This is a genomic window from Bradyrhizobium sp. 521_C7_N1_3, assembly GCF_052075975.1.
In the GTDB taxonomy this organism is placed as follows: domain Bacteria; phylum Pseudomonadota; class Alphaproteobacteria; order Rhizobiales; family Xanthobacteraceae; genus Bradyrhizobium; species Bradyrhizobium japonicum.
Map to the genome: position 1 here is coordinate 3,843,845 of NZ_CP197232.1, position 24,653 is coordinate 3,868,497.

Below are 24,653 nucleotides of genomic sequence, written 5' to 3' on the forward strand. Positions count from 1 at the left end.
AGGGGTGTCTTCGGCATCAGTCGCCCCCGCCGCCGACGCCCTTCGGGGGAGCAGCGCAAGGCCCGCTCCCCCAGCCTACCTTCCGGTGGAATTACGCCCCCCTCCGTCGGAAGGCCTAGGGCGGTGAGGTCCCCCCAGCTTCACCGCCCGCCTTTTTGCCTACCCAAGTCCCGTTTGCTTGGCTTGCATGCGATTGCCGCTCGCGCCATGTTCAGAGAAGGTTGACCCCCTTGACCGCCGCCGAACGCACGATGCGCCTCCTCATCATCGAAGACGACCGCGAATCCGCCGACTATCTCGTGAAGGCGTTTCGCGAAGTCGGGCACATTGCCGACCACGCCGCCGACGGCGAGGAGGGCCTCGCCATGGCCGAGAACGGCGATTACGACGTGCTGGTGGTCGACCGCATGCTGCCCAAGCGCGACGGCCTGTCCTTGATCGGCGCGCTGCGCGACAAGGACGACTCGACGCCGGTGCTGATTCTCTCGGCGCTCGGGCAGGTCGACGACCGCATCAAGGGCCTGCGCGCCGGCGGTGACGACTATCTGCCGAAGCCCTATTCCTTTGCCGAGCTGCTGGCCCGGGTCGAGGTGCTGTCGCGGCGCCGCGGCGGTCCGGCCGAGGACACGCTCTACCGCGTCGGCGATCTCGAGCTCGACCGGCTGTCCCATCGGGTCGCCCGCGGCAAGGACGAGCTGACGCTCCAGCCGCGCGAATTCCGCCTGCTCGAATACCTCATGAAGCATGCCGGCCAGGTGGTGACGCGCACCATGCTGCTGGAGAATGTCTGGGACTACCATTTCGATCCGCAGACCAACGTGATCGACGTGCACATTTCGCGGCTGCGCTCCAAGATCGACAAGGGTTTTGAGCGGCCGCTGCTGCACACGATCCGCGGCGCCGGGTACATGATCCGGGATGGGATCCGTTAAAGCTTTGGATACTCTTCAATACGCAAGGCACTGAGCCAGAAGAATTTTGAAGCCTCCCCGGAAGCGGCGGGTCGATGAAAAATTCAGGGGTCGCGGCTTTGCGGGCCGCCGCGCATCAAGAGCGCCGTCAGTGTGAGATGAAGGACGACCGCCGGCCACAGAAGGACGCCGCCCAACCCACCTGCGAAACCGAGGTAGGCCAAATATAGGGTGACGGCTCCGCTGTAGATCAACATGCCCGGGAGTGGCGGCCACCCTGGCCAACAGGCGATCCCCAAGGCAATCAGCGCAATGCCCGCGACACGCGCGACCGGCGTTGCGACACCGGAAAGCTGCTCGCCCAGCAACAACTGGCCAACCAGCGACGGCGCGATCAACAGCGCCAATCCCGTTGCAGCTTCGCTGATGGCGGCGAACGCCAATGCGCCTTTCATTTCTTCCCAATGTTCGCGGATGGCTTTCGAGACTTCGACTCTTCAATGGGATCCGGCTCCGGCGCTGGCATAGGTCCAAGTTCTGCCTTGGCTTGCGCTGGGTTCTTCAACTCAGGTCCGAGCTTGAACGTCAGCTTGTTGATCTTGCCCGTGAACTTGAACGGCGGATCGTAGCGATACTCGAGCATCGCGACCCCGGTGCGGGTGTCTTGGCCGACGTCGAAGGTTTCGTCCTCCGGGAACGTGATCGGCGTACCGTGTTCTATGGATTTCCGGTCTACTTCCTTGGCATCCACTGAAAGTACGCCTGTACCGCCCTTGCCCAATCCGGGCCCATCCGACTTGAAGTCGAAGACGATGGTGTGCTTGCCCGCGCTCAACTCCGGTCCCGACCAGATCGTGCGCTTGAGGTTGAGCAGGTTGTAGAGGAACACGGGCTTACCCCGCCGAACGCCCGCCACACCCTTGCTTAGAAGCAGCCCGTAGCCGCCGAAACGTCCGCCTTCGGTGACGATCATCCCTTCAGCGCCGCCTTTGGGAATCTCGACCTCGGCCGTGATAGTATAGGACTTGTTGAGAATGCTCGGCGCGGCGCTAGCCGGCACACCGGTCAGTTCGCCCGAATAGGTGAATACGGTCTGCCCGGCTGTCAGACTTGGGCGCGGCGTATTCCAACGCGCGAGCGTCGTGTTGTCGAGCGGCAGCACGTTGTACTTCTTCGCCTCGACATCGAAGACGGCTTGCAACTCCTTGACCTTCTCCGGCATCTTGGCGGCCAGATCATCGAACTGGGTGAGGTCTTCCCGGACGTTGTAGAGCTCCCACTTGTATCCCGTGATCACATCTGGCGGGGGCGCGCTGCTTAGCTCCCATGGAAGCGTGATCGGCGTCGTCGCCGCAACCCAGCCATCGTGATAGATGGCGCGATTGCCGAGCATCTCGAAATATTGGGTCGTGTGCGCCGTCTCGACATTGGCGTTCGCCTTGTCCCATGTGTACGCCATACTCACCCCTTCCATGGGGCTCTGCTTGATACCGTCGATCGTGTCAGGTTGCGAAATGCCGGTTGCTTCGAGGATGGTCGGAGCAATATCGATGACGTGATGGAATTGGCGACGGATACCTCCCACATCGTTGATATGGCCGGGCCAGGACATGGCGACGCCCTGGGCGGTCCCGCCAAAATGCGACGGCACCTGCTTGACCCACTTGAATGGCGTGTCCATCGCCCACGCCCAGGGCGCGGCAAAATGCGGGAAGGTCTGGTCCGAGCCCCAGAACGGGTACCAGAGGTACTGAGCCTTCACCGGCACCGGGACGCCATTGAAGGTCGTGAACTCGTTGGGCGTACCGTTGATCATGCCTTCGGCACTCGCGCCGTTGTCGCCGCCGATGTAGATGATCAACGTGTTGTTGAGCTCTCCGAGGTCTTCGACGGCTTGAATGACGCGACCGATCTCATGGTCGGTGTAGGCAAGGTAGGCGCCATAGACATCTGCCTGCTTGATGAAGAGCTTCTTCTCCAACTCGCCGATGGAATCCCATTGCGGCAATTCCTTCGGCCATGGCGTCAGCCTGGCGTGGTCGGGCATGATGCCCAACCGCTTCTGGTTGGCGAAGATCGTCTCCCGCAGCTTGTTCCAGCCTTGGTCGAACAGGTGCATGTCGCTGATCTTCTTGATCCAATCCGGCGTCGGATGATGCGGCGCGTGCGTGCCGCCGGGCACGTAATAAACGAAGAACGGCTTGTCGGGCGCGATCTCCTTGAGCTGCTTCACGTGCTGGATGGCTTCGTCGGCCATCGCGGTCGTCAGGTTCCAGCGCGGATTGTCCTGGAATGGATAAATCGCTGTGGTGTTGCGGAACAGATTCGGCTGCCACTGACTGGCATCGCCGCCGACAAAACCATAGAAATACTCGAAGCCCATGCCATTGGGCCATTGATTGAATGGCCCCGCCTGGCTCGATTGATATGAGGGCGTGTTATGGTTCTTGCCGAACCACGAGGTGGCGTACCCGTTCGCCTTCAGGGTGGTGCCGATGGTGCCCTTCTCGATCGGAATGATCGAGTCGTAACCTGGGAATCCCGTCGATATTTCGCCGACGACTCCGAAGCCGACCGAATGATGATTGCGGCCGGTTATGAGCGCCGCCCGCGTCGGTGAGCACAGCGAGGTGGAATGAAAATTGGTGTAGCGCAGGCCCTGCGCAGCGATACGATCCATCGCGGGCGTGGGGATAACGCCGCCGAAGGTGCTCGGCGCTCCGAAGCCTTGGTCGTCGGTCATGATGAGCAACACATTGGGCGCGCCCTTCGGCGGTACGACACGCGGTGCCCACCACGCCTTCGACTCCGAGGCTCTCTCGTTGATGACCCCTCCAAATTCTGGAGGCGGCGGCGGAAGCAGCTTGCCGTCAATTGTCGTCGTGGCTGCGGGCGAGCCTAGGGTGCCCGTGACCTGCTGAGCCGACGCGGAGATGCAACCGAGGGCGAGAACACTTGCTGTGGTCGCAAGGGTGCGGCAACGGATTTTCATATTCCGGCCTCCCGCAGTCCATTTGGCGGGTTGAGGCTGTCACCGCTAACCGATACCTGCTTGATTTAGGTCAAATGTGCCGGTTGGGCTGGGCCAGACAGCCCGATGCCATCTCGGCGGATTCGCGGCCGTCTCACCGCTCCCGCAAGCTCTCCTGCCCATAGCGGATCAGCGGCGACACCAGATAGCTGATGATCTTTCTTGTGCCGGTCTTGATCTCGACGGTTACGGCCATGCCGGGCGCGAGGTTGACGGTGCGGCCGTCGATGTCCATCTGGGCGCGGTCGAGCGAGACGCGGGCGGAGTAGACCAGCTCCTGGCCCTTGGGCTCACTGGATGATGTCTCGGTGCCGGCCGGTGTGTCGCCGGGCTTTTCCGGCGGCTTCTGGCGGACGATGGCGTCCTGGGAGACGCTGAGCACCTTGCCCTGGCGCAAGCCGTAGCGGGTGAAGCTGAAGGTGTCGACCTTGATCGCTGCGTCCTCGCCGGGGTTGACGAAGCCGATGTCGCGGTTCGAGATCATCGCCTCGATCTCGAGGCCGCCGCTGGTGGGCACCACCACCATCAGCGTCTGTGCCGGCGTCACCACGCCGCCGACCGAGTGCACGGCGAGTTGCTGGACGATGCCGTCCTCCTGCGCGGCGAGGCGGAGCAGGCTGGTGCGCTGCTCGGCCTTGACGATGTCCTGGCGCAGGCCAGCCGCCTTCTGCTCGGCTTTCGCAAGCTCGTCGAACAGGCCACGCTGATATTCCGCCTCGGTACGCCGCAGCGTCTCCTCGATGCCTCCAACGGCGGCATCGGCCTCGGCATAGTGGCTCTTCTGGACCAGCAATTCCTGCTGTTGCGCGACCAGGTCCTGCGTTTCCGTGAGGTATTGCAATTTGGAGCCGAACTCGCGGTCGACGAGATATTTTCGCACATCGACCCGCTGCTGCATGATGGGAATGAGTGCGCTGATCTTGCCGATGGTAGCCTCGGTGGTCGAACGTTCCGCTTTCTTCTGCGTGCCCTGCCATTCGAGCGAGGTGATCTTGGATGCCTGCTCGGCGGCTTGCGAGGCCAGGAAACGCTTTGCGGTGCGGATCTGATCGGAGTTCGCGCGCGCGGGCGCGGTGAATTTGGCGGGATCACCGCCGGCAAGTGCGGCGTGCAGGCGTGCGATGTCGAGCTCGCTCGCGAGCAAATCGCTCTGAAGATGGCCGAGCTCGGCCTGGCTCATGGTCGGATCGAGCTCGATCAGGAGGTCGCCGGCCTTGACGCGCTGACCGTCCTGCACGTGGATGGCGCGCACGACCGCGGTCTCGAACGGCTGGATCACCTTGGTGCGGCCGTCGGGGACGATCTTGCCGGTCGCGGTCGCGATGATGTCGACCGTGCCGATGCTGGCCCACACCAGCGCGATCAAAAACACCACCGAGATCGACGCCGAGATGGCGCGGCCGATCGGCGAAGGCGGGGTCTCGACGATCTCGAGCGCCGCGGGGAGGAACGCTAGCTCGTCGCGCGTCCGCGTCGGGCTGCGCAGCGAGGCCATGATCGCCTTAGCCGACTTCATGGATGCCTGCCTGGACTCGATGCAGCGTGGCGTAGCGGCCGCCGCTGCGGATCAGCTGATCGTGCGAACCGTCCTCGACGATACGGCCACGCTCCACGGTGATGATGCGGTCCGCGGTGCGCACGGTCGACAGACGGTGGGCGATGATCAGCACGGTACGGCCCGCCGTGATCTCGCGCATGTTGTGCTGAATAATGCGCTCGCTTTCATAGTCGAGCGCGCTCGTTGCTTCGTCGAAGATGAGAACGCGAGGATTGGTCGTCAGCGCGCGTGCGATCGCGATGCGCTGGCGCTGGCCGCCGGACAGTGTGCTGCCGCGCTCGCCGATGACGGTGTCGTAGCCATCCTGGAGTTCGAGGATGAAATCGTGTGCGCCGGCGAGCTTTGCCGCGGCGACGACGCGCTCCATCGGCAGCGCGGGATCGGCCAGTGCGATGTTGTCGCGCACCGAGCGGTTGAACAGCATGTTCTCCTGCAGCACGACGCCGACCTGCCGGCGCAGCCAGGTCGGGTCGACCGCCGCAAGGTCATTGCCGTCGACCAGCACGCGGCCGCTCTCGGGGAGATAGAGCCGCTGGATCAGTTTTCCGAGCGTGCTCTTGCCGGAGCCCGAGGTGCCGACGATGCCGACGATCTGGCCGGCCGGAATCTTCAAGGTGATGTCGTTCAGAATCTGCGGTCCGTCGACGCGGTAGCGGAAGCCGACATGCTCGAAGGTGATGTCGCCACGGATGGCAGGCAACGCCGCGCGGCCCGGGCGATGGGTCGGCTCGGGCACGGTGTTGAGGATGTCGCCGAGCCGCTCGACCGACAGCCGCGCCTGGTGGAAATCCTGCCAGAGTTGGGCGAGCCGCAGCACCGGCGCGGTGACCCGTCCCGACAGCATGTTGAAGGCGACGAGCTCGCCGACCGTGAGGTTGCCGTCGATGACCAGCTTGGCGCCGAAATAGAGCAGGATCGCCATGTTGATCTTGCTGACGAACTGAACGGCCTGACTTGCAACATTGCCGAGATTGACCACGCGAAAGCTCGAGGCGACGTAGCCGGCAAGCTGCTCTTCCCAGCGCTTCTGCATCTGCGGCTCGACCGCCATCGCCTTCAAGGTCTCGACGCCGGTGACGCTCTCGACAAGGAACGACTGGTTCTCCGCGCCACGCTTGAACTTCTCGTCGAGACGGTAGCGGAACAGCGGCGTGGCGCCGGCCGAGATCACGATGTAGAGCGGGAACGACGCCAGCACGATCGCGGTCAGCAGCGGCGAGTAGAATGCCATCAGGCCCAGGAAGACGAAGGTGAAGAACAGGTCGATCACCAGCGTCAGCGCCGAGCCGGTGATGAAGTTGCGCAGGTTCTCCAGCTCGCGCACCCGCGCGACCGTGTCACCGACCCGCCGCGCCTGGAAATAGGACAGCGGCAGCGCCAGCAGGTGGTGGAACAGCCGCGCGCCAAGCTCGACGTCGATGCGGTTGGTCGTGTGCGAGAACAGGTAGGTGCGGAGCGCGCCGAGCACGACCTCGAAGATCGAGATCGCGACGATGCCGGCGACCAGCACATCCAGCGTGCCGAGGCTGCGATGCACCAGCACCTTGTCGATCACCACCTGGAAGAACAGCGGCGACACCAGCGCGAAGATCTGGAGGAAGAACGAGGCGAGCAGCACTTCGCCGAGCAGGCCGCGATAGCGGTTGACCGCGGCCATGAACCAGGTGATGTCGAAGCGCCGCGACAGATCGGCGAGGCCGGCGCGCTTGGTCATCAGCACGATGCGGCCGTCCCAGAGCACCTCGAACTGCGCCTTGGTCAGCATCTGTGGCCGCGGCGAGCCCGGATATTGCACGATGGCCTTGCCGTCGCCGGCCTTGCCCAGGATCAGGAAGCCGCCGTCGCGCAAGGGGACGATGGCCGGCAGCGGCGTCTTGTCGAGCCGGTCCCAGCTCGTCTTCACCACGCGCGCCTTGATGTTGAACTGCCTGGTACAGCGCAGCATCTCGGTGGTGCCGATCGCGGTGACGCCGAGCTGATGGCGGAGCTGCTCCGGCTCGGCGGGCACCCCGAGGAATTGGAGCATCATGACGAGCGCGGTCAGGCCGGGGTCGGCCGGCGGCTTCGGCACGGCCTGCACCGGCGGCTCCTTTGCGGCCGGGTCGCGTGAAATAGTCTCGTTCGGGCTCACTGGAAGCAAATATCCGCGGTCATCGGGTCCGGACGATTTCACGGACGGGTGTCCCGCCGGTCGGCGGGGCGGCCGATAGCTAACGCGGCTATGTTACGGTTTGATAACTATGTCAGACCGCTCACATAACGGTCGGATTTGGCGTTCTGCGGCGGGATGCGGGGCGGCGGGAGGCAAGTTCACCTCCCGCCGCGATCGCATGACGCACCGGGGCGGGGGCCCCGGTGCGCAGATCGTATTGGCCGATCAGCCGTGGCTGGCCAGCGTGGGCTGCTGCTGCGTCGTGTCCGAAGGCACGAGGCTGCTCTCGCCGGCGTCCGGGACGATGCTCGCCGACTGCTGCACCAGCAGCGACAGCGAGATCGCCGATCCGCCGTGGCCGTCGTCGGTGACGTTGAGCTCCGTGCCGGACTGAACGCCCGCGAACTGGTAGGTATAGCTGCCCGAGTTCGTGGCGAGCGTCAGTGTCGAACCGTCGAAGGTGAACGACGAGACCGATGTGTTGAGCAGGTCGATCGTGTCGCCGAGTTCGAAGTTCGACACCGTGCCGGTCAGGCCGGAAGCGTTCTCGAGCGTCAACGTTGCAGCCGAGCCGGCGAAGTCGACGCCGTTCTGGACGCCTCCGGCGAAGACATGCTCGACCCCGCCCGCGAGATGGGTGTTGTCGGCGGTGCCTGCGACGTCGAATTCGCCGCTGTTGAGCGTCGTGTTGGACGCCGTTCCGATCACGAACCCGACTCCGCCGTTGATCGTCGTGGAGGCGGCCGAGCCGCCGGCGTCGACATAGAGCAGGCCGCCGCCGTTGACCGTGGTCGCCGTCACCGATCCGCCCGCGCCAATGTACGAATTGCCGCCGTTCTCGATCACGGTGTTTGCGGCGATGCCGCCATCCAGCACCTGCTGATTGCCGCTGAGGTTGGTGCCGGAGACGGTGGCGTGGTAGACGTCCTGGAAGCCGCCAGCCGCAACGATCGTGCCGGTCGCGCTGCCGCCGTGATAGACGTGCTGCGCGCCGCCGTTCTTGACGGTCACGCCGGTCGCGACGCCGCCGCCCTGCGAGTTGCCGCCACCGACCGAGCCGCCGGTCGCCGTGCCGTCGACGTACTGGAAGCCGCCGTCGATCACGGTGTCGCTGGCCGACCCGCCAGCATCGATGTATTGGAAGCCGCCGGTCTTGACCAGCGTGCCGGCGCTGGTGCCGCCATCGCCGACATACTGGTAGCCGCCGCTATAGACCGTGGTGTCGATGGCCGTTCCGCCCGCCAGTACCTGCTGGTTGCCGCTCAGGCTGACGTTGGTGACGGTCGAGTTCGCGTAGACGTCCTGGTAGCCGCCGGCCTCGACCGTCGAACCGTTGGCGCTGCCGCCGAAGTAGACGTGCTGCTGGCCGCCCGCGTGAACAATGGTGTCGTTCGCGGTGCCGTAGTCGTACTGCACGCCGCCGCTGAGGATGTCGGTATGCTCGGTGGTCGCGCCGTTGAGGACATCGACGACGCCGCCATTGCCGATCGTGATCTGGCCGGAGACGTTGCCGCCGGTGGCGACATCGAGAGTGCCGTTGCCGAGCACGACATAGCCCTGCGAGGTCGTCGACGCGCCCGTGACCGAAACCGCGCCGGTGGAAACCAGCGTCGGCGCCGCGAAGACGGTCGAGGTGCCGGCGTTGCCGGCCGCATCGGTGGTCTTGGCGGTCAGGTTGTTGGCGCCTTCCACCAGCGTCAGGCCGGCAAGGCTCCAGGAGCCATTGGCGCCAGCCGTGGTGGTGCCGACCAGGGTCGCACCATCATAGACCGAGACCAGAAGGCCGGCTTCGGTGATGCCGCTGACCGTGAAGGTGGGCAGGTTCGCAGTGTCGAGCGTCACGCCGGTGACGCCGACGGCCGGGGCAACCGTGTCGACGGTCACGTTGATCGCGGAGGCGGCATCGCTCACGGCGCCGGTCGTATCGGTGACCTTCGCCGTGATGGCGTGGGCCGCGTTGCCGAGCAGCCCGGTCTGGATGTCGACGTAGCCGCGCGCGATGTCGGCGAGCGAGAGCGTGACTGCCGAGCCGATCGCGGTCTGGCCGTCGAACAGCTGCACGACGTCGCCGGCAAAGTTGCTGCCGGTTGCGATGCGGACCGTCAGGTTGGTGTCGTTGGTGCTGGCGCCGTTGGCGAGCGCGCCGCTGTTGGGCGAGACGTCATCGGTGACCGACACGATGGTCGGCGCGATCGGGGCGTTCGACAGGTTGAAGACCTGCGCGGTGATGCCGTAGGAGGAATTGTCACCAAGCGTCTGGCTGAAGTCCTGCCAGCTGATGACGAAGCCGCCATTGGCGAGCGCCGAGACGGTCGGATAGTACTGGTAGCTGTTGGTCTGCGAGTTGACGATGTACTCGCCGCCGATCTTGTTGCCGGCCGTATCATAGACCTGCGCCTTGATGCCGGAGCCGCTGCCGTCGGCCGTTCCTTCGTCCGACCAGGTCACGACGAAGCCGCCGCCGGTCAGTGCGGTGATGCTCGAAAAGCCCTGGTTGCCGCCGGTCTGGGTGTTGACCTGGAATTCCGAGCCGACCTTGCTGCCGCCAGCCGTGAAGACCTGCGCGCGGATTTCGCCGCTGGTGTCCTCGAAGCTGATGACGAAATTGCCGTTGGCAAGACCGGTCACGCCGGCAACCATGCGGCTGTTGTAATAGGCGGTGTCGACGGTGAATTCGGAGCCGACCTTGGTCGCGCCGGTCGCACCCGGGTGGAAGACCTGGCCGCGGACTTCCCAATTGCCGGTGCGGAAATCGTTCCAGGTGACGACGAAGTCGCCGTTGCTGAGCGTGGCGATCGAGGCGCGCTCCTGATCGTAGACGCTGGTGGAGTTGACGAGGAATTCGGAGCCGACCTTGGCGCCGCTCGCATCATAGACCTGCGCCTTGACGTCGGGCGCCGACGAGCCCTGGTTGGTCCAGGCGACGACGAAGCCGCCATTGGGCAGACCGGTGATGGCCGGGGTATTCTGGTTGTTCGCAGTGACGGAGTTGATGAGGAATTCACCGCCGACCGGGGCGCCGTTCGCGCCGTAGATCTGCGCCTTGATGTCGCCGCTCGTGGAGTTCTGGTCCTGCCAGGAGACGACGAAGCCGCCGTTGCTGAGGCCGGTTACGACCGGGGAGGCCTGCGAGCCGTTGGTCTGGGTGTTGACCAGGAATTCGCCGCCGACCTTGCTGCCGTCGGCCGCATAGAGCTGGGCATGGACGGCGGATCCGCTGGCGTCGCCGAGCGTGCTGCTGCCGCTGGTGGAGCCGGCGAGGCCGTCCTGCCAGGTGACGACGAAGCCGCCATTGGTGAGGCCGGTAATGGAGGGATACCACTGGCTGCCAGCCGTCTGGCTATTGACCTGAAATTCGGTACCTATTTTTACGACGGTGGTCATAACATACCTCAAGTGATGCTAAGGGAGCGCTGAAGGGCTGAATTCTGCGCTGCGACCGCCTGCTGCGGAGGCCCGCGCCGAACCTGCACGGGCTCTAAACGATCTATTTATGATATTTTATGATACATTTTTGCGCGCTATGCGGCATTTTGTCCGGAATAACGTTATATCAATGATATGAAAGGGTTCCGTGCGTGCAGCCGAGGCGGGTGCTCCAAATGGTATGCAATCCTGCGCTGGGCATGCCTCCTGCATAGGCAGGCGTGACCGGAGCCGCCGTCGCACGGACGTGCACGCGTGCCGCCTCGATGCCACGCGACCTGCTGTGTCTGAGACTTGATGAGCGGAGAGTGGCGAGGCTTGCGCCGATGGCCTTGGCCGGAGCAGGGCTCGACAGCCGAGGAAGCCGTACCGGGACTTGTCCCGGTACGGCAATGTCGTCTCAGGTCAGCTCTGGGCGTGAACGAGCGAAGCGCTCTCGGGATCGGAGCCCTGCTGCGTGATCGCGCCTTCGCCTGCATCCGGGACCAGGCTCGCCGAGAACTGCGAGAGCAGCGACAACGACACGGACGTGCCGCCATGGCCGTCGGAGGCGACGTTAAGGGCGGTGCCGGCCTCGACGCCTGCGAACTGATAGGCCAGGGAGCCGTTGCCGGTGATCAGCGTGAGCGTCGCGCCATCGAATTCGTACGAGCTCACAGCGAGGTTGCGGAAGTCGATGACGTCGCCGACCTCGAAATTCGAGATCGTGCCGGTCAGGCCGGACGCGTCCTCGAGATAGAGCGTCGAAGCCGAGCCCGCGAAATCGACGCCGTTCTGGACGCCGCCGGCATAGACGTATTCGACGCCGCCGGCGAGATGCGTGTTGCTGGCGCTGCCGACCACATCGAACTCGCCGCTGTTGACGGTCGCGCCCGAGGCCGTTCCCGCCACGAAGGCGAAGCCGCCGTTGACCGTCGTGGAGGCCGCCGAACCACCAACGTCCACATATTGCAGGCCGCCGGCGTTGACCGTCGTTCCCGTCGCTGAAGCGCCGGAGCCGATATATTCGCTGCCACCGGACAGGACCACCGTGTCGGTCGAACTGCCGGTGCCGAGCACCTGGAGGCCGCCGCTGACCTGGCTGCCCTGCACGCTGCCGCTGTTGACCTGCTGGAAGCCGCCAGCCTGCACGGTCGTCGTGATCGCGGTGCCGTCCAGCACGACGTGCTGAATGCCGCCGCTGTTGACGGTGGTGTTGTTGGTCGTTCCGGCGACTTCCTGGACGCCGCCGCCGAACACGACGGTGTCGTTGCCGGTGCCGAGCACGTATTGATAGCCGCCGTTGTTGATCGCGGTGCCGTTGGCGGTGCCGTCCTCGCCGACATATTGCAGGCCGCCTGACGAGACGATGGTGCCATTGGTGGTGCCGCCGGTCGCCACGAACTCGTTGCCGCCGTTGACGATGACCGTCGCATAGGTCACGCCGCCGACATGCACCTGCTGGAAGCCGGCCAGCGTCGTTCCGGTGACGGTGGCGTTCATGACGTCCTGGTAGCTGCCGGCGGTGACCGTGACGTTGCTGGCGGTGCCGCCATAGACGTGCTGGGTGCCGCCATTGGAGATCACGACGCCGTTGGCCGTGCCGTAATTGTACTGCGTGCCGCCGGCGATGGTCGAGTTGTTGGCGGTGCCGCCGGCCTCGATCAGGATGACAGTGCCGGGGCCGACCGCGGTCGCGCCGGACACGACGCCGCCGCTGGCGACGTCGAGCGTACCCGAGACGACGATGTAGGTCGTGGTGGTGGGGGCGGAGATCGTTGTCGTGCCGCCGAATACAACTTGAGTGGTCATTGATGCCTCAAATGAGCGCTAATGGTGATGGTCGCGATGATGATACAATCCGGAATGGGAATCATTCCGTCGCTAATGATATATTTTGTATCATAATGCGCGGATAATGTTATAGGGCTGTTCAGGGTAAGTAGGTGCGGCGAAACGCCGGACGGCCCGTGAGGTCATGCGGACTGTCACGCATGGCGGGCCGGCGCGCCGCAAGGCTGGTCGGTAGGGTGGTTCAGCGGCTGAATTGGCGCTCGACGGTCAGGACCGGCGGCTTCGGTTGCTCGGAGCCGAAGGCCACCCAGACGTTCGGGTCGGTGGCGCTTTGCCGCGACAGGTAGCGGTATTTGGTCTCGTACCAGAACAGAATTTCCGGGGTCTGGTTGTCGAGGATCATCTCGCCGCGGTCGGAGCGGACGGTGAGTACGGCGTGACGACCTTTGGCCGAACCGGGCTCCTCGACCGTTGTGATCAGGAGCGATCCCTGCGGCCAGCCCAGCTTGGCGAGCATCTTGCGCTTGAGCAGGACGATGTCCTCGCAATCGCCGCGATCGAGCGGGAGCGTCCAGCGTTCGGCCTTGCCGTAAAGCGCGTCATCGCTGGTCCAGGCGACGCGATCATTGACGTATTTGTTGGTCTCGTAGAGCTGCTGAAGCAGTTCGGGCGTGAGCACGACGTCCCGGGCCTGATCGGCACCGGGCCGGCACTCCTCGGCATTCTCGGCGCAGAACTGTTGCCAGCCGGATGGGGCCTTGGTCGCGGCGCCGATCGCAGCAAACAGGGTAGGGCGGGCCAGGAAAGCATGGGCCGGCTGCGCCATCGACAGGCAGGCCGCGGCCAGGCCGGCCGCCGCCAGCATCGTCAGTCTCTGCTTTGCGTTGCGACTTCCCGCCATGTCGTCCCCCGACGCTCCCTGTGCAGGGGAGTTTGGCAGAGACAGCTCGCGATCCGGCTAAGCTATTGCTTCAAATTGTACCGGCCCGCGCGATCTCGGCTTAGACGCCGGCCGGGATGGTGTGATTTCCGTTAAGACCGGTGTTACGCCATCACATCATGATATGACGACATTCCCCCGGCTCCGGCCCTCCGCGTCGATCAGAACGGCGACTCCTCGGGCCAGCGCAGCGCGTGCCATTGGCCGGCCGCGATCTGGCCGCGGCTCATCTTCGAGGCGACCGCGTTGCGCAGCTTTGCAAAATTCTCGCGGGTTTTCCTCGGTGCATGCGCAGCCGCTAGGTTCAGCCATTTGTAGGCGGCGACGTCGTCCTGCGGCACGCCCTGGCCCTTGTCGTAGGCGAGGCCGAGCAGATATTGCGACGTGGTGTCGCCTTGCTCGGCGGCCAGCCTGTACCAGTAGCCGGCGGCGTCATAGGCCTGCGGCAGGCCTTGTCCCGTCGCGTACATGAAGCCGACCATCCCTTGCGCGCGGGCATTGCCGCGCTCGGCCTGCGGCAACAGCAGACGGGCAGCGATATTGTAGTCGCCGCGGTTGAAGGCGCCGGTTCCGGCGCCGAGGGAATCTGCGTGGGCAACACTTGTCGAGGCAAGTCCCAGCACGATGGTGGCAATCGAGAGTCTGCTGGACCTGATCATGTGAACCGCTCCTCGGGCAATTTGTACCGGCTCAGCGGTAGGTCGTCGGCGCGGGTCTCGGCCCGATCGCGTTGATCGTGCCGCGCAGCTTGGTGCGCAACTCCTCGGCGACGAAATGAGCATCGGCGCCGTCGCGGATGATCTGCGGCCGGATGAAGATGATCAGCTCGGTGCGCTTGACCTGCTTGTCCGTCTGCCCGAACACGGCCTCGCCGAGGCCGGGAATCTGGTCGAGGCCCGGAATGCCCGCGCGGGTCTTGGTCTGGGTGTCGCTGATCAGGCCCGCCAGCAGGACCGTCTGTCCGCTGGCAACCGCGACCGAGCTGCGCACCTTGCGGGTCGACACCGTCGGCGTCAGCGAGTTGGTCGACGTCGAGGACGAACCTGACGACGAGTTGCTGACGGGATTGGAGATCTCCTGCTCGACGTCGAGCCTGACATTGCCGTTGGCATTGATCCGCGGCACCACGCGCAGGATGATGCCGGTGCTGCGATAGTCGGTCGTGTTGGCGACGGTGTTGTTGCCGGTCAGCACGGTTGCGCTTCCGGTCTGGATCGGGATCTCGTCGCCGACCTGGAGGGTCGCGACCTGGTTGTCGATCACGACCACGGAGGGATTCGACAGCACCTTGACGTCGGTGACCGCATGCAGCGCGTTGAGCACGGCGCGCGGCGTCTGCGCCGAGCCGACCAGGAAGTTGAAGCCGGGGATGGCGCGCTGGAGCACGACATCGGCTGCCGCCGCGGCGACCGACGTTGCGCCGTTAAAGCCCACCGAGCCGGTGTTGGGCTTCAGGCCGACATCTCGGCTCATGATGTAGGACTGGACGCCGTATTGGAGATCGTCGGTCAGCGTCACCTCGGCGATGGTGGCGTCGATGGCGACCTGGAGCTGCGGCTGGTCGATCTCCTTGATGGTCTGCTCGATGATCCGGTACTGTTCCTGGCTTGCATAGATCAATAGCGTGTTGTTGACACTGTCGGCAGTGATGCGGACACCGTCGAGAACGTTACCGGGACCTGCGCCGCCGCGGCCTGAATTCTGTCCTGTCGCGGAGTTGTCGAACAGGCTGCCGCCGCCTTGCGAAGCGGATGATGAACCGTAGGCGGCCTGATTGCCGGTGGACGCGTCGCCAGCACCCGCGCTTGCGGCGCGTCCGCCTGAATTCGAGCCAAAGCCGCTGCTCGACTGATTGGGCGAGGCCGATAGGCGGCTGAGCGCAGAGCCGCCGCTCGAGCTCGAGGCGAGGCCGGATCCTGGCGCGACCTGTCCGCCGGGGCTGTCGAGCGGAGAGGCGGACGAGCCGGATGAACTGCCCGAACCGAATACGTCGTTGAGCACCCGCGCGATCTGCCTGGCGTCGCCGAACTTCACGCGGTAGACGTGGACCGCGGAGCGGCCTGTATTGGTGGTGTCGAGGCGGCGGATCCATGTCTCGACACGGTTCAACAGCTCCGGCTTCCGCGTCACCGCGAGCACCGCGTTCATCCGGGCGATCGACTGGAATTTGATCACGTTCTGCGTCATGCCGCCCTCGCCGGAATCGACGATTTTTTCGAGCTCGGCGATGATCGGTCCCGGATTGCTGTTCTGCACCGGGAAGATGCCGACCGACTGTCCCTTCAAAAAGTCCGCATCGAAGCTCAGCACGAGATCGACCGCGTTGCGGCGCTCGCTGCCGGAGCCCTGGATCAGGATCAGGTTGCGGCTGGTGTCGGCGCGGATCATGCCCTGCTTGGTGGCAAAACTGTCGACCAGCTTGATGACGGTCTGCGCCGAGACATATTGCAGCGGCACGATGGTTATGCCGTAGCCCGGTGTCATGCGATCGGAGGCGTCGGCACCGCCGACGCCGACCGCGTCGCCCTGCGGCATCAACCGGTAGCCGGTATCGTCGCGCACTAGCGCGACGCCGCCGATCCGCAGCGCGTTTTCGAGCGCGAAGACGACGTCGGATTTGGGGATCGGGCGGCCCGAGGAAAGGCTGATATTGCCCTGGACGCGCGGATCGATGACGTAGCCGACGCCGAGGATGTCGCCGAGCACGATCTTGGCGACGGACGCGACCGGCGAATTGTCGAAATTGAGCTCGAACCGGTCGGCGCTGACCGCCGCTTGCTGCGACGAGGTCGCGGTTGGCGCATCGTCGCTGGCAACCGCCGCGTAGATCGCGGTCTTGGCGCGGGGGCCGGTCGAGAGCTCGCGCTGCGGCAACTGGTTCGGATAGCGCGGCAACAGGTCAACCGAGCGGACCTTGTCGAAGACATCCGGATCCTTGGTGTCGGCATCGGCGATGCCGCTCACCGTGTTGCACGATCCGAGCAATACGCAGATGGCAGCGCATTGGACAACCAAGCCGATCCGGAATGTTGCTCGGCTCACTGCACTGCCTCACTCACGCGCCGCCCGCTGTTATTCCCGTCGAGGCGGGGCGGACCGAATGCGGCTTGCTTAACCCTCTCGTATGACAGTCGTGTGTTACGAATTCTGTTAGCCTTGCACCCGTCGAGCGCGAGCTTGTTGTGAGAATGTGATGCGACGGGAAATTGCGCAGAGACATCAAGGATGTTCTGTTCGATCATGCTGTGACTGGCCGGGGACGACATTGCGATCGATCATGCCGTCACATTTCCAATCGGAAAACTAAGGTAAACGGCCCGCTCGCCGCTCTGCGGCCGTCAGAGTGACTACGGTAGACGTCCATGGCCTCCCCGAATGCGCACGAGTTCGTAGCTCGTTTCAGCCAGAAGGTTGGCCTGAAGCCGGACGCGGACAAGCTCGGCAGGCCGAATGGGTCCCGCCCTGCCGAAGGTGGCCTGCGTAAGCTGTGGGAAATGAGCGAATTGTCGGCGAGCGAATTCGCCGACGAGGTGTCGCTGTTCTTCGAGCTTCCGCGAGTCACGCTTCAGGAGATGATGGCGACGGAATCCCGCACGCAACAGTTTTCGCGCCGGTTCCTGCGCGAAATGGCGGTGTTCCCGTGTCAGCCCGCTGGCGGGTCGCCATTACTCGTGCTGGCGGACCCCACGGACCGGGCCTCCATACAGGCGGCTGCAATCGTGCTTGGCACGGCGCCGGCCATCAAGGTTGCCTCGTTCGAGGACATCGCTACCGTGCTCGACCAGCGTCTCGGCGAGGAGGAGAGCGCGAGCGCCGAGACCGCCGTCAATGCCACAGCGCAGGATGACGACATCGACAATCTGCGCGACCTTGCCAGCGGAGCGCCGGTCGTTCGCGCCGTCAACGACATGTTCGAGACCGCCGTCGAGCTGCGCGCCAGCGATATTCATATCGAGCCCGGCCGCACCTCGCTGGTGATACGGATGCGCGTCGATGGGCTGTTGCGCAATGTCGCGACACCGAACGGCGTGCCCCCGGCGGCGGTGATCTCGCGCATCAAGATCCTGGCGGGACTGAACATCGCCGAGCGCCGACTGCCGCAGGACGGCGGCGCGCGGGTGCGGGCGGCGCGCTCGGAGATCGACGTGCGCGTCGCGATCATGCCGACGCAGCATGGCGAGTCCGCCGTCATCCGCCTGCTGCCGCGGGACCGCGCTTTGCTGTCGATCGACAAGCTCGGCTTCCTGGCCGGCGACCGGGGCAAATTGCGGCGCATGCTGGCACTGCCGCACGGCATGATCATCGTCACCGGCCCGACGGGCAGCGGCAAGACCACGACGCTCGCGACCGTACTGTCGCTGCTCAACGAGCCGACCCGAAAGATCCTGACCATCGAGGATCCCGTCGAATACGAGATCCCCGGCATCTCCCAGTCGCAGGCCAAGCCCTCGATCGGTCTGACCTTCGCCACCGCGCTGCGCTCCTTCGTGCGCCAGGACCCCGACGTCATCATGGTCGGCGAAGTTCGCGATTCCGAGACCGCTCATGTCGCGATCCACGCGGCGCTCACCGGCCATCTCGTGCTGACCACGCTGCACACCGAGACGGCGGCGGCCGCCGTGCCGCGCCTGCTTGATCTCGGCGTCGAGGCGTTCCTGCTGCGCTCGACCTTGCGCGCGGTGATCGCGCAGCGCTTGGTCCGGCAGCTCTGTGACCGCTGCAAGAGCAGCCGGCCGCTGACCCATGCCGACGTCGAGGCCGATCCGCGCTACACGGCGGTGGGTCTGTCCGTCGGCAATGTCATCTTCGAACCCGTCGGCTGCGAGCGCTGCGGCAATGTCGGCTATCGCGGCCGTATCGGCGTGTTCGAGGTGCTCGAGATGAACGAGGAAGTCCGCGCGCTGGTCGAGGAGCAGTCCGACTGGGAATCCATCGACAAGGTCGCCATCCGCAACGGCATGACGACCATGATCGAGGATGGCCTCGCCAAATGCCTGTCGGGCATGACCTCGGCGGCGGAGATCCTGCGCGTGACCACCGTGCGGTGACGAGATGCCGAACTTTCGCTATCGCGCGCTGACGCAGAAGGGAGAGGTGGTCTCCGGCTCGATCACGGCGGCCAATCTCGCCGAAGTGTCCCAGCGCATCGAATATCTCGGCTTGGTCGCGATCGATGCCGGGCCCGAGGAGGAAGCCAAGGGCTGGTCGCTCTCGCTGGCGTCGTTGACGTTGTCGAAGCCGGGGCCCGCTGATGTCACGATCTTCACGCGCGACCTTGCTCTGCTCCTGAAGGCCGGTGCCCGGTTGAATGACGCGCTCGAACTGCTCGCAGGCGACATGGACGTCAGCCGGCTGCGTCCGGTCGTCAATACCATCAAGACCGCGATCATGTCCGGCGAGAGCTTTGCCGAAGCGCTCGCGCGCGAGCCGACGCTGTTTCCGCCGATGTATGTCGCCCTGGTCAGAGTCGGCGAGATGTCGGGCACGCTGGACCACATTCTCGAGACGATCGGGACCGAACGCACGCGCGCGGAAGCTCTGCGCCGCAAGGTGACCGGTGCCCTGCAATATCCCGCCTTCGTGCTGCTCGCGGCCGGTGGCGTGCTGATCTTCTTCGTCACGTTCGTGCTTCCGCAGTTTTCGGCCGTGTTGCGCGACTTCAACGCCAAGACCGATCCCGTCATCGAGGTGTTCCTGACGCTGTCGGACATCCTGCGCGGTCACGGCTTCGAGGTCGGCGCCGTGGTTGCCATCGCCGTCATCGGCGGCTGGCTGGCGTGGCGCAGGCCATCGGTCCGCGCCAGCATCGTGACGCAGATCGCGCGGCTACCTGTCATCTCGACCGTGGTTGAATTCCATCGCGCCGCGCTGTTCTCGCGCAATCTCGGCATCTTGCTCGGCAGCGGCGTGACGCTGACGGCGACACTTCGCATCCTGATCGACATCATGAATGCGACCGGCAACGTGCAGGCCTGGGCTGCGATGGCCGACCGCGTGCGCCATGGCGGCAGGCTCGCCGAGGCGCTGGCTGCTTCGGCCGTGCTGCCGCCCGTCGCGGTGCGGATGCTGCGGCTCGGCGAGGAGACCGGGCAGTTGCCGACGCTGTCGGGCCGGGTCGCGGAGTTCTACGAGGAAAAGCTGCAGCGCCAGCTCGATCGCGTCGTCGCCATCATCGGGCCTGCCGCGATCATCCTCATCAGCGTCGTGGTCGGGGGCCTGATCGTGTCGGTCATGACGGCGCTGTTGTCAGTGACGCAAGTTGTCGGTTGAGAAGGGGAGGGTTCGCATGATCCGCGTTTCCAAGAAGGGGCTGTTCCCTCCGCCGAGGCGCCGCCGCCGGCGTCGCAGTGAGGAAGGCTTTACGCTGGTGGAGATGCTGGTCGTCATCACCATCATCGGCATGATCATGGCGCTGGTCGGCCCGCGGGTGCTGAACTATCTCAGCGAATCCCGCGTCAAGGCGGCCAAGATACAGATCCAGAGTTTCAGCAGCGCGCTCGACCTGTTCTACCTCGATGCCGGACGCTTCCCGACCAGCTCGGAAGGACTGGGCGCTCTCGCGCATGCCGTGAGCGGCGTGGCGTCCTGGAATGGCCCGTATTTGAAGGGCGGCAACGTTCCCAACGACCCATGGGGCAATCCTTATGTCTACAAGCAGCCGGCAGAACGCGCGCCCTACGAAATTCGCTCGCTCGGCTCCGACGGGCAGGAGGGCGGAACGGGAACCTCGGCCGATCTCGTCTCCGGAGCGAACTGATACGGGCGAGGCCGGCTTCACGCTGCTCGAAATGGTCTGCGTGCTGGCCATCGTCGCGATGCTCGCGGCCGTGCTGCTGCCGCGCTTTCCGTCGCAGACCTCGCGGCCGCGCCTCGAGGCTTATGCGATCGAGGTTGCGGCCCTGCTCAAGGCCGACCGCAACGCCGCGCTGTCGCGTTACGGCGCGGTCAGCGCTGTCGTGGACGCACGGGCACGTACCGTGAGGTCGGGTTCGGGCCCCTGGATCATCGAGGTGCCGCAGGACGTGGTGTTCGACGCGCTGCTACCGCAACGCTGCAACGGCCGGCCGGCGTTCTCGACCATCAGCTTCTTTGCCAGCGGCATGTCATGCGGCGGCACGATCCGCCTGACACGCCTCGGCAATGCCGTCGAGGTGCGCGTGAACTGGCTGACGGGAGGCGTGGACATTGTCGCGCAGGAAGTCCTCTAGCCGCCGGCGCGAAGCCGGCTTCACCATGATCGAGGCCGTCGTGGCGCTCGCGCTGGTGACGATCGTGCTCGCTGCGATCGGAACGTTGGTCGCGACCAATTCGCGCGGCGCCTGGAAGCTCGAGCAGCATGCCGCCCTCGTCAATGCGGCGCGCGTGGTGGTGTCCACCTTGCCGCGCGCCGGAGCGCCGATGCTTGATGATCTGCGCGGACGGGTCGCCGGCCACCGCTGGCAGATGCGCATGACGCCGTTCCTCGACGATGTGCCTGTCGTGCCGGAGTCGCGGTTCGTTCCGCAGCGCGTCGAATTGCGTGTGCAGGCGCCGGGCGGAGCGATGGTGTCGTTCGAAACGATCCGCTTGCAGAGCAGGGGCGGAGGCTGATGACCGACGCCCGACAATGGCGCGCCGAAGACGGCTTCACGCTGTTCGAGGCCCTGGTTGCGCTGGCACTGATGGGCCTGATCATGGGCGCGCTGGCCTCGGTCACCGGGCAATGGCTGCCGAGCTGGAACCGCGGCATCATCCGTGCCCAGCGTAACGAGCAGGTCGCGGTCGCTCTCGACCGGCTCACGGCCGATCTGGCGGCGGCCGACTACGTGACGCGGTCGGACAATCTGCCGTTGTTTCGCGGCGGAGAGCAGGCCGTGATGTTCGTCCGCTCCGTGCTCGGCCCGAATGGTCGGCCGGGGCTGGAGATCGTGCGGATCTCCGAGATCAACGACAGAAACGGTCCGGCACTGGTGCGCATGCGCGCGCCGTTCGTGCTGCTGAAGGCGGGAGATCCCAGGGCAGACCAGATTCCGTTCGTCGATCCCGTCGTGCTGCTGCGGCTGCCATATCGCATCAGCTTCGCCTATGCCGGCCTCGACGGCAAATGGGGCAGCCGCTGGCTCAACTCCGGCGAACTGCCGATGTCAGTCCGCTTCGACATCAGGGATGTCGAGCGCGGAACCGTGATTTCGAGCGCCGCGCGGATCCATGTCGAGACAACCGCGCCGCGGCCGGATCCGTCGACTGAGCAGGAGGCGACGCAGACGCAACCCGGTAACGGGCCGACGCAATGACCAGTCCGGCAGCTCGACCGAGACGCAAGCTTGCGGCGCAGGACGGGTTCATCGTCGTCGCCACCCTGTGGCTGCTTGCCGGACTGGCCGCGCTTGCGACCGTCGCTTCGGTCTATATCGCACAATCGGCCAATGCGCTCTCGGCGCTGGACGCGGCGACGCAATGGGAGATGCTGGGTTCGGCCGGTGTCGAGCTCGCCGCCTACCAATTGTCGGCGCCCGCGACGATGCGGCGTCCGACCCATGGCGGCTTCGACTTCCGCCTGGCGGATGCCTCCGTGCGCGTCGAGTACATGTCGGAATCGGCGCGGATCAACCTCAACATGGCGCCGCGTGCAATGATTGCGGGCCTGTTCAGGGCGCTCGGCGCGCCGGCGGAAGGCGCCGACGAATATGCTACGCGCGTCATCGCCTGGCGGCGCACGCCGAGACCGGACGGGCGGGATACGGAGCCGGCGGCCTATGCCGCGGCGGACCTCGCTTACGTGCCGCGGCAAGCGCCATTCAGCAGCGCCGATGAGCTGTGGCTGGTGCTCGGCCTGCCGGTCGCGCTGGTCGAGCATGCGATGCCTTTCGTGACCGTCTATAGCGGTATGGCGGAGGTCAACGTGCTCGATGCCGCGCCGGAAGTGATCGCGGCATTGCCGGACATGACGACGGCTAGGCTCGACGCCTTCCTCAATCAGCGCGCGGACCTGCCGCCCGACAATCCAGAGTTCGTCATCGGCGCGCTCGGCGGGCGGCAGCCGGGCGCCACGATATCGGCGAGCGACGCCTATCGGGTGCGCATACGGATCACGCTACGGGACGGCCGGCAACGAACGCCCGAGGCGGTGATCCAGATTCCGGGACCGGGTGAGAAGGAGGCCTTCCGCGTACTGGCATGGACCGACGAGGTTGATCCGGATCGAGGAGGGCGGCCAAGGCCGCGGGAGAGCAGATGAGTATTCCCAGTCAAATCGCAGCCGCGCTGTCGCTGTGGATCGACAGCGTTGCGCGCACGGTGAGCGCGCGGCTCGAACGAACGCGCGGTGCGCAGCAGATCGCGATCAGCGAGGATGAGGAGGGCGCTCTGACGCTACGCCTTGCCTCGACGACGAGCAAGGATGACGCTCTGCCGCACGGTCGCATCACCGTTGTCGATGGCGTGATCAGCGAACCGCTGTCGGACGAATGGTCCGCGGCGATGAAGGGGGCGACGGTCGACCTTGCACTTCAACCGTCGCGCTTCGTATTTCGTCCGCTGGAGTTGCCGGGACGTGCAGTCGAGTTTCTCGACGGAATCATCCGTGCCCAGATCGATCGGCTGACACCCTGGAGCCCGGCAGAAGCGGTGTTTCACTGGACGCCGCCGCAGGCGATCGCCGACGACCATGTCGAGTTGACGGTGGTGGCGACGGCGCGCGCGGCGGTGACGTCATTGTCGCAAGCTCTCCTCGATGCAGGCGCGGCCGCCGTCGAGATATCGACCTCGGCGCCAGGGATGGAGCGGGTCGCCGTCTATCATCAGCGCGTCGGCGGGCAAAGCGGCTCGAGCCGGCTCCGCCTTGCGCTGATCGCGGTCCTCGCGACGACCGGCGTGCTGGCGATGCTGTCGGTCGGGCTCGGCGGGATCGCCACCGATTCCTACGATGCCCAGCTGCAGCAGACCCAGCACCGGATCGCCGAGCGCCGCGCGCTCGCGCGCGGCGGGCAGGGCGGTCAGGGCAGTTCGCCCCTCGAAATCCTGGCGCGCCGCAAGCAGACGATGCCGTCGGCCGTGATGGTGCTGGAAGAGCTGTCCGGCCTCTTGCCCGACCACACCTACGCGACCGAGCTGAGGATCGAGGGCGACAAGCTCCAGATCACGGGTCTGACCAGCGACGCCCCGTCGCTGATCCAGATCCTGGAGCAGTCGCCGCATTTCGCCAGCGCTGGCTTCTTCGCACCGACGACGCGCGCCGCCAACGAGGCGGGCGAGCGCTTCCACATCGAGACCAGGATCAAGCCGCAATTCGGGTCGGGCACATGATCAGCATGCAGAAATTCGAAGGGTATCTCACCCGCTTTCCGATCGCCGCGGTCGCGGCCTATGTGGCGCTGGTGGTGCTGTTCGCGTTCACGACCGTGCAGGCCGTGATCGAGATCCTCGGTAGCCGCGATGCTGCGGCGTCAGCCGCGGAGATACTTCAGACGCTCGAGGCCCGGCGTGCGACCCCGCCGCCCGCCGTCCGCGCCGACATCAGCGTTCCCACAGGCTCGGCGTTCCTCGAAGGACAGACGGCCTCGGTTGCAAGCGCCGTGCTGCTCCAGCGGGTGCTCGCGGCGACCAAACGGGTGAACGGCAACACACTGTCGTCGCAGGTCGATGTCCAGGGGCCGCTCGCCAAATCCGGCTTCGTCTCGGCGACGTTCAACATCGAGCTTGCTTCCGCATCTCTTCAGCCGCTCCTCTACGACCTGGAGGCCGGCATGCCCTTTCTGTTCATCGATGGTCTGGTCGTCCAGACCGCCTCGGGCAGCGCCGACAACAGCAAGTTGCGCCTGGTCCTCGGCATCTCGGCGCAGCGACAGAACGCGAAGTGAACGAAGCGACCTCGGGTGGAGGCG

The 24,653-nt window shown here is 65.3% G+C and carries 19 protein-coding genes; 10 read left to right on the forward strand and 9 right to left on the reverse strand.

The window, feature by feature from the left end:
• The first annotated feature begins 251 nt into the window (after positions 1 to 251).
• The gene (locus tag AB7008_RS17815) at positions 252 to 932 is read left to right on the forward strand and encodes a response regulator transcription factor (protein ID WP_038944287.1); all 681 of its coding nucleotides are present in this window, start codon (positions 252 to 254) and stop codon (positions 930 to 932) included.
• Positions 933 to 1,015: 83 nt separating this feature from the next.
• Here the strand turns inward: AB7008_RS17815 and AB7008_RS17820 are convergent, their stop codons facing one another.
• The 9 genes from AB7008_RS17820 to gspD all read right to left on the reverse strand — a co-directional run bounded on the left by AB7008_RS17820 (position 1,016) and on the right by gspD (position 16,833).
• Positions 1,016 to 1,366 carry a hypothetical protein gene (locus AB7008_RS17820; RefSeq protein ID WP_248882147.1) on the reverse strand — a complete coding sequence of 117 codons (351 nt, stop codon included), beginning with the start codon at positions 1,364 to 1,366 and terminating at the stop codon, positions 1,016 to 1,018.
• Positions 1,363 to 3,903, reverse strand: a complete 2,541-nt coding sequence (locus AB7008_RS17825; protein ID WP_441259166.1) for an arylsulfatase — start codon at positions 3,901 to 3,903, stop codon at positions 1,363 to 1,365. The genes AB7008_RS17820 and AB7008_RS17825 overlap by 4 nt, the downstream gene beginning before the upstream one ends.
• Before the next feature lie 133 nt (positions 3,904 to 4,036).
• Positions 4,037 to 5,458, reverse strand: a complete 1,422-nt coding sequence (locus tag AB7008_RS17830; protein WP_304493439.1) for an HlyD family type I secretion periplasmic adaptor subunit — start codon at positions 5,456 to 5,458, stop codon at positions 4,037 to 4,039.
• On the reverse strand, positions 5,445 to 7,571 hold the full coding sequence (locus tag AB7008_RS17835; RefSeq protein ID WP_441261217.1) for a type I secretion system permease/ATPase: 2,127 nt from the start codon (positions 7,569 to 7,571) through the stop codon (positions 5,445 to 5,447). Before AB7008_RS17835 ends, AB7008_RS17830 begins: the two co-directional genes overlap by 14 nt.
• Before the next feature lie 306 nt (positions 7,572 to 7,877).
• Entirely contained in the window at positions 7,878 to 11,036 is a 3,159-nt protein-coding gene (locus AB7008_RS17840) for an AIDA repeat-containing protein (RefSeq protein ID WP_441259167.1), read from the reverse strand.
• 447 nt (positions 11,037 to 11,483) lie between these two features.
• Positions 11,484 to 12,869: a hypothetical protein gene (locus tag AB7008_RS17845; RefSeq protein ID WP_441259168.1), complete on the reverse strand. Its 1,386-nt coding sequence runs from the start codon at positions 12,867 to 12,869 to the stop codon at positions 11,484 to 11,486.
• A 223-nt stretch (positions 12,870 to 13,092) separates the two neighbouring features.
• Entirely contained in the window at positions 13,093 to 13,752 is a 660-nt protein-coding gene (locus AB7008_RS17850) for a transglutaminase-like cysteine peptidase (RefSeq protein ID WP_441259169.1), read from the reverse strand.
• A gap of 200 nt (positions 13,753 to 13,952) precedes the next feature.
• Complete coding sequence (locus AB7008_RS17855) at positions 13,953 to 14,450, reverse strand: tetratricopeptide repeat protein (RefSeq protein ID WP_441259170.1); 498 nt, start codon at positions 14,448 to 14,450, stop codon at positions 13,953 to 13,955.
• Positions 14,451 to 14,481: 31 nt separating this feature from the next.
• Positions 14,482 to 16,833: a type II secretion system secretin GspD gene (gene gspD / locus AB7008_RS17860; RefSeq protein ID WP_441259171.1), complete on the reverse strand. Its 2,352-nt coding sequence runs from the start codon at positions 16,831 to 16,833 to the stop codon at positions 14,482 to 14,484.
• A 320-nt stretch (positions 16,834 to 17,153) separates the two neighbouring features.
• On the opposite strand from gspD, the gene AB7008_RS17865 reads away from it, so the two are divergent.
• The 9 genes from AB7008_RS17865 to gspM are packed head-to-tail and all read left to right on the forward strand — an operon-like array spanning position 17,154 to position 24,629.
• The gene (locus AB7008_RS17865; RefSeq protein ID WP_441259172.1) at positions 17,154 to 18,839 is read left to right on the forward strand and encodes a GspE/PulE family protein; all 1,686 of its coding nucleotides are present in this window, start codon (positions 17,154 to 17,156) and stop codon (positions 18,837 to 18,839) included.
• Positions 18,840 to 18,843: 4 nt separating this feature from the next.
• Positions 18,844 to 20,061 (forward strand): type II secretion system F family protein, encoded by a 1,218-nt coding sequence (locus AB7008_RS17870; protein WP_085402754.1) that lies wholly within the window; start codon positions 18,844 to 18,846, stop codon positions 20,059 to 20,061.
• A 16-nt stretch (positions 20,062 to 20,077) separates the two neighbouring features.
• A complete protein-coding gene (gspG, locus tag AB7008_RS17875; RefSeq protein WP_304493446.1) occupies positions 20,078 to 20,548 on the forward strand; it encodes a type II secretion system major pseudopilin GspG in 471 nt (156 codons plus the stop codon).
• Positions 20,526 to 20,999 carry a pilus assembly FimT family protein gene (locus AB7008_RS17880; protein ID WP_441261218.1) on the forward strand — a complete coding sequence of 158 codons (474 nt, stop codon included), beginning with the start codon at positions 20,526 to 20,528 and terminating at the stop codon, positions 20,997 to 20,999. Before gspG ends, AB7008_RS17880 begins: the two co-directional genes overlap by 23 nt.
• Positions 20,977 to 21,381 carry a PulJ/GspJ family protein gene (locus AB7008_RS17885; RefSeq protein WP_441259173.1) on the forward strand — a complete coding sequence of 135 codons (405 nt, stop codon included), beginning with the start codon at positions 20,977 to 20,979 and terminating at the stop codon, positions 21,379 to 21,381. Before AB7008_RS17880 ends, AB7008_RS17885 begins: the two co-directional genes overlap by 23 nt.
• Entirely contained in the window at positions 21,381 to 22,064 is a 684-nt protein-coding gene (locus tag AB7008_RS17890; protein WP_304493448.1) for a PulJ/GspJ family protein, read from the forward strand. Before AB7008_RS17885 ends, AB7008_RS17890 begins: the two co-directional genes overlap by 1 nt.
• Entirely contained in the window at positions 22,061 to 23,008 is a 948-nt protein-coding gene (locus tag AB7008_RS17895; RefSeq protein WP_304493449.1) for a general secretion pathway protein GspK, read from the forward strand. The genes AB7008_RS17890 and AB7008_RS17895 overlap by 4 nt, the downstream gene beginning before the upstream one ends.
• A complete protein-coding gene (locus tag AB7008_RS17900; protein WP_304493450.1) occupies positions 23,005 to 24,075 on the forward strand; it encodes a PilN domain-containing protein in 1,071 nt (356 codons plus the stop codon). Before AB7008_RS17895 ends, AB7008_RS17900 begins: the two co-directional genes overlap by 4 nt.
• Positions 24,072 to 24,629, forward strand: a complete 558-nt coding sequence (gspM, locus tag AB7008_RS17905; RefSeq protein WP_304493451.1) for a type II secretion system protein GspM — start codon at positions 24,072 to 24,074, stop codon at positions 24,627 to 24,629. The genes AB7008_RS17900 and gspM overlap by 4 nt, the downstream gene beginning before the upstream one ends.
• Positions 24,630 to 24,653: the final 24 nt, after the last annotated feature.